General features: G+C 61.8%; 6 protein-coding genes and 1 pseudogene. 1 reads left to right on the top strand and 6 read right to left on the bottom strand.

Features of this window, described 5'->3' with window-relative positions; all coding sequences use genetic code 11:
* A pseudogene (locus tag RSO01_RS48200) lies at positions 1 to 829 on the top strand (CadC-family transcriptional regulator); the annotation flags it as partial.
* 733 nt (positions 830 to 1562) lie between these two features.
* Here the strand turns inward: RSO01_RS48200 and RSO01_RS49730 are convergent.
* The 6 genes from RSO01_RS49730 to RSO01_RS45885 form a co-directional block, all read right to left on the bottom strand.
* Positions 1563 to 1697 carry a hypothetical protein gene (locus RSO01_RS49730; RefSeq protein WP_281291657.1) on the bottom strand — a complete coding sequence of 45 codons (135 nt, stop codon included), beginning with the start codon at positions 1695 to 1697 and terminating at the stop codon, positions 1563 to 1565.
* Positions 1698 to 1699: 2 nt separating this feature from the next.
* Entirely contained in the window at positions 1700 to 2494 is a 795-nt protein-coding gene (locus RSO01_RS48740) for an ATP-binding protein (RefSeq protein ID WP_218037669.1), read from the bottom strand.
* Positions 2467 to 2862, bottom strand: a complete 396-nt coding sequence (locus tag RSO01_RS48745; RefSeq protein ID WP_218037670.1) for a histidine kinase dimerization/phospho-acceptor domain-containing protein — start codon at positions 2860 to 2862, stop codon at positions 2467 to 2469. Before RSO01_RS48745 ends, RSO01_RS48740 begins: the two co-directional genes overlap by 28 nt.
* Before the next feature lie 30 nt (positions 2863 to 2892).
* Positions 2893 to 3402, bottom strand: a complete 510-nt coding sequence (locus RSO01_RS48750) for a CHASE3 domain-containing protein (RefSeq protein ID WP_218037671.1) — start codon at positions 3400 to 3402, stop codon at positions 2893 to 2895.
* Positions 3403 to 3497: 95 nt separating this feature from the next.
* Positions 3498 to 3752 carry a hypothetical protein gene (locus RSO01_RS48205; protein WP_170303890.1) on the bottom strand — a complete coding sequence of 85 codons (255 nt, stop codon included), beginning with the start codon at positions 3750 to 3752 and terminating at the stop codon, positions 3498 to 3500.
* Between the two features lie 10 nt (positions 3753 to 3762).
* Positions 3763 to 4536 (bottom strand): M91 family zinc metallopeptidase, encoded by a 774-nt coding sequence (locus tag RSO01_RS45885; RefSeq protein WP_147157318.1) that lies wholly within the window; start codon positions 4534 to 4536, stop codon positions 3763 to 3765.
* Positions 4537 to 5248: the final 712 nt, after the last annotated feature.

A 5248-nucleotide genomic window follows, 5' to 3' on the forward strand; every position in this document is an offset into this window, starting at 1 on the left:
AGCCATTGCCCCCAGACAGGAGCAGGCGGAGATCGAGCGGGCGAAGCGCAAGCCGCCGGAGAACCTGAACGCCTATGACTGCTTCTTACGGGGCATGGCCGAATGGCACGACTGGACGCAGTCGAGCCACAACAACGCTTTGAAGCTCTTCTATCAAGCGATCGAACTCGACCCCAAGTTCGGCAGACCGTATGCGCTGGCGGCCGGCTGCTATCTCATGCGCAAGGCGAATGGTTGGATTGTCGATCGAGCTGCCGAGATCTCCGAAACGGAGCGACTGGCCAGGCTGGGCGCGAACCTCGGCCGTACCGATGCGGTGGCCCTGGCCTGGAGCGCGCACGCGCTCGGCCACGTTGCGGGGGACATCAAGACCGGTTTAGGTCTTGTCGACCACGCTCTTCAGTTGAATGCAAATCTCGCCGTGGCTTGGCAGCGAAGCGGATGGCTCCGGGTATATGCGGGAGACTGCGCGGTGGCGATCGAACATCTCGAACGTGCGGTCCGCCTGAGCCCGTTGGATCCCTTGATGCATCTCGCCCACAGCGCGATGGCCTTCGCATACTTCCTTCTGGGTCGCTTCGATGCGGCGTCGGCCAAAGCGGAGCGTGCGCTGCATCTGCGACCGGATTGGCCTCCCGCCCTTCGTGTGCTGGTGATGAGCGACGCCCTTGCCGGACGGCTGCAGCCTGCCCGGCAGGCCATGGTCCGCTTGCGGTCGATTCAACCAACCTTACGAATCTCGAATTTTCAGGATCAGTTCTTTCTACAGCGGCCGGAGCATATGGCGAGTTGCATAGAGGCCATGCGGAAAGCCGGGCTCCCGGAGTAGTCGGATCGCGGGAAGCAATAGACTCGCGAAAGTACGCGCATGGAACTGCATCGGCACTTGGATGCGAGGCGGCTACGCTCTCAGCCTTCAGCATGTTTCTCGCCGCATCCTCCTGTAGGAGGAGATGCGCCATTTTTCTGATGTTTGCTGACCGCTCACACGCGGCGACGTCGGCTCCTTCGGCCCGACGCACTTGTGTCCTCGGGGTGTCCCCATAACACAGGCCGATCCGTTCTCTATCCAAAAAGGAATTGATTTTATTGGCGCTCCCTACGGAAGCCGCGAGGCCCGTCAAACTCGCAATTAATGGGATTTTCCTATAATCCGTACCCAGTTTTGCACCCAATATGCCGGCCTGGCGGCGACCCGCCCTCCAAGCCAAAGCCGCCCGCTCGCCGCGGATTTGACGGCCAGTGGGCGGGGCGGCGGCATCACAAAAGGAATGATCAGCCGTCGGCACCGGCCGGCTTCCGCCGCCGGCCGGCCTTCCGATGTCTGCTGAAGCGTAACTCTCTAGCGCGTGCCATTCCGGCATCGGTAAGGGCGACGCGGTCGGCCCCTTCCATTCTGACAAAGCGCGCTGAGATCAGAGCCTCAAGGGCCTGCCCATCCGCACTCGTCAGCAGCACAGCCACCGCCGGCCAAAGCGATGCGGCGCAGCAGTTCGGCTTGTTCCTTATTCCACCCCGTCAGCACTCGCCCAACGAGTTCCACTACTTCAAGCCGCTGGTACCTACGCGTCGATGGCAGTACGTACGGCAGCGGAAAGCTGCTCCAGGGTAAACGGCTTGATCAGCAGCCGCGCATCGGCATCAACGACGCCGTTGTGCACGATGGCGTTGCGGGTATAGCCGGTCGTGTACAACACTTTTAGGCCGGGGCGCCGCCGCTTGCGTCGGCGAGCAGCCGTCCATTCATTTCGGGCATGACGACGTCGGTGAGCAGCAGTGTAACGCCGGGGTTGGCATCCAGGGCGGCGAGCGCGAGCTGGGGGCGGGCGACATCGATCACGGTGTAGCCGAGTTCGCGCAGGAGATCGGCGTTGACGGCTCGGATCTTGTCGTCATCTTCCACCAGCAGAACGAGCTCCTCCAGGCGTCCGTGCTGGATCGGCAGCGGCGCGCCTGATGCGGCGGCCTCCTCGATCCCGAGGTGCCGAGGCAGGTAGATCTTCACGGTCGTGCCCTGGCCCGGCTCGGAATAGATCTTCACATGGCCGTTGGATTGTTTGACGAAACCCAGGATCTGCGAAAGTCCCAGCCCCGTGCCCTTGCCGACTTCCTTGGTGGTGAAGAAGGGATCGAAGGCACGGGCGACTGTTTCACGTGACATGCCGTGGCCGGTGTCGCTGACGGCGAGTTGAACGTACTGGCCGACGGCCAGCTGGTGGGCCTGGGCGTAGGCCTCGTCGATGAAAGCGTTGGAAGTTTCGATCGTGAGCTTGCCGCCCTCCGACATAGCGTCGCGGGAATTGAGGCAAAGGTCGATCAGCGCGTTCTCGACCTGGTGGGCATCGACATGGACACTCCATAGGCCCGCGGCCAGTACAGTCTGCAGCTCGATCGACTCGGGCAGCGTACGTTCCAGGATCTCCGAGACGGCGACGACCAGTCGGTTGGGCGCAACGGTCGTGGGTTTTAGCGCCTGCTGGCGCGAGTAGGCCAACAGCTGGGCGGTCGGGCGGCGCGCTGCGCGGCATCCATCGAAGAATTGATGAACTGAACGGCCTGGTCCTGACCGGGGGCAAGGCGGCGCTTGGCGAGGTCAAGCGCACCCAGGATGATGGCCAGGATGTTGTTGAAATCGTGCGCGATGCCGCCGGTCAGCTGGCCGACGGCCTCCATCTTCTGGGCCTGCCGCAGCTGTCCCTCGGCCGCCTGGCGCAACGACATTTCCGCCAAGGTAAGGTCGCGGGCGGCGCGCAGCTCGGCCACGACCTGGCGCGCGCCCAAGGCGGCGAGGCCCGCCAGGACCAGCACGCCCAGGCTGGCGGCGATCAGTGTGAAGCGCAGGAACTCCGAGGTCCGGTCCATGGCAGCCTGGCGCTCGCCCAGCAGACGGGCCTATTCGCCGCGCATTTCGGCGATGGTCGCACGCGCGCTGTCCATGACCTGCTTGCCGCGGTCGGTGAGCACGATCTGTCGTGCCGCGTCCGACTGTCCGTCGTGCTGCAGGGCGATCGTGGTTGAAAGTTCGGTGAGCTTGCTCATGACCAGCGGGCGCAGGCGGGCGAGGCGCTCCCGCTGGCCGGGATTGTCGGCAATCTGCTGCTCTATCTGGTCGAGCGAGCGGAGTGCCTGGCTTCGCGCGTGTTCATAGGGGGCGAGATAGGTTCCCTGGCCGGTCAGCAGGTAGCCGCGCTGGCCGGTTTCGGCGTCCTGCAGGTTGGAGAGGAGTTCGACCAGCTGCCGGTCGGCGTCGAGCGTATGGCGAACCCAGCGGGCGCTGTCCTGACCGCGCTCGACCCAGGTCATGGCAGTGAGCACGATGGCGGCCAAGAGGGCAGCAATGACGCCGGCTGATGCTGCCAGCAGGCCGGCCCGGGACCGGCGTATCAACGCGAGGACGTTCACGCCGCCACTATCGGAAAGAACCGCCCGCGATGCAAAGCGCGCGATTTGACCTGCGGCCAGGGAACCAAACGGTAACTCTCCGCTTCGGGTCAAACTCAGACGGGGTCTTTCGCGTGACCAAAGTCTGGAGTCGGCCCGAAATCGGAACTGGATGGACCACACTTTATTGGGTTTTGACCCTGGTTGACCATCGCAGACAGAGAAAATGGCCACATCGATGTGATCAAGCGATCCGTCGCCGCTCGCGAGAGATTTTTGCGTAGCAATGATGCAGTCGTTGCAAACACTGGTTTGACGCCTGCACTGCTTTCACCAAAGTCGGATATCTCCCCTGCCGGTTCGGCGTTCATGCCGCCCAGCTTACACTGGCATCCGAGACATCATATACGCACGGGTTGGGTTGAAAGGCGCCACGATCACGAAGCCGAAATCCGTCATCACCGTCCCCCAGTAACGCCAAATGTTGTCGAGGATTTTCACGTTTTCGCTCGTCAAGAAACCGGTGGACGTGTCCTCAGGTGGTTCCAGTCGCTGGTCGTAGTCGCCATAGCCACCCCGCAGTCGGGTGCTGCCGCCGGCTGACATGTAGATGTTTGTTAAGAGCACTGCCAACCACTCTTCTTCATTCATCCATCTATAGTCGCTTGTCGGGACTGGATTGCGCACGCCGTGGAATATGCGAAGGGCGTGAACCAGTTCATGGAATAGGACGGCATCAGGACTTCTGTCGAAAACCTTCTTCGTCACTATGCTGGCGGGGTTAAATTTGATGATCACATCGCTTCCCTTACCGGTTCCGACCATTCCCAGAGGCGCCATTTCTTCGCGCTCATCCTCCTGCGTGGCCGGATGGTCCGGGTTCCCCTTAAACCAGTAGGGCAGTGTGGGGTTCGCCGGCGCCCTGGAGGCCCCCGCCGGTGCAGCGTCTTCGACGTTGCGTGGGCTAGTGCTCGCGTTATCGTCGCCTATCCGCGCGGCCATCCCTTTGTCCATCGGGTAAATCCGCACGCTCTTCCTGTGCTGCTCAAGTCGAGTGATGAGCACGCTGCCGACGCGGTTCTTGTTGATCGTGCTTAAGAGACCTCCAACCATCTCGTAATAGCCGGCGGGGTCCTTACCAATCTTGATACCCATGGCATCCTCCGTTTACGCGGGCACCTACGTCAGTTCCATTTCTCCAAGGTTACTCACGAGCCAGACGCCCAAGGCGCCGCGGCGACTAAATGTCGACCACGCAAGAAATAAATTCGTCGTGACGTTCGCTATGTAGTTTTCGTCACACTAAAAGTGAGCGACCGATTATTGTGTCGCCCGCGCTGGTGCTTGCACTGCTTTCAGCAATTCCGGCTGCCTCCCTGCTGGATCGGCGGTCGCGCACGCCCGACCGCGCGTACTCTCCCATCATGGTCGGTCCTGGCCCTATCGCGCCCAACCTTCCGCGCGCTCGCGAAGACCTAAGGGCAGATGTGAGTGCGCTGCGATGTCTGTCGAAAGTACGCGCGACTTCATCTCGGCGGCCTCCACGACACAGGCGTGCGCAGCTTGATCAGCGATCAGGAGGAGGGACACGCCATGGTCTTCCGTGTCGCCGCGAAGTCGCTAGCTATCAACAGATTGGCGCTAGGTATCAATGCATGCCAGAGGCACTTACCTCACTTAAGCGTCAATCAAAGTCCAAAGCCCGATCTACGCAAGGAAGCCGGCTTCATGATTTTTGCTTCGGTATCGGCGAGCAGTTCACTCAGGGCCAACCCTCGCGGCTCACCGCGACGCGGGCTTAGGGCGCCGCCGGCAATCCCGCCGGTTCAAGGAGCCACACATGACTGACTTAGCTCAAACTGACGCT

The organism is Reyranella soli (assembly GCF_007992495.1).
Taxonomy (GTDB): Bacteria; Pseudomonadota; Alphaproteobacteria; order Reyranellales; family Reyranellaceae; genus Reyranella; species Reyranella soli.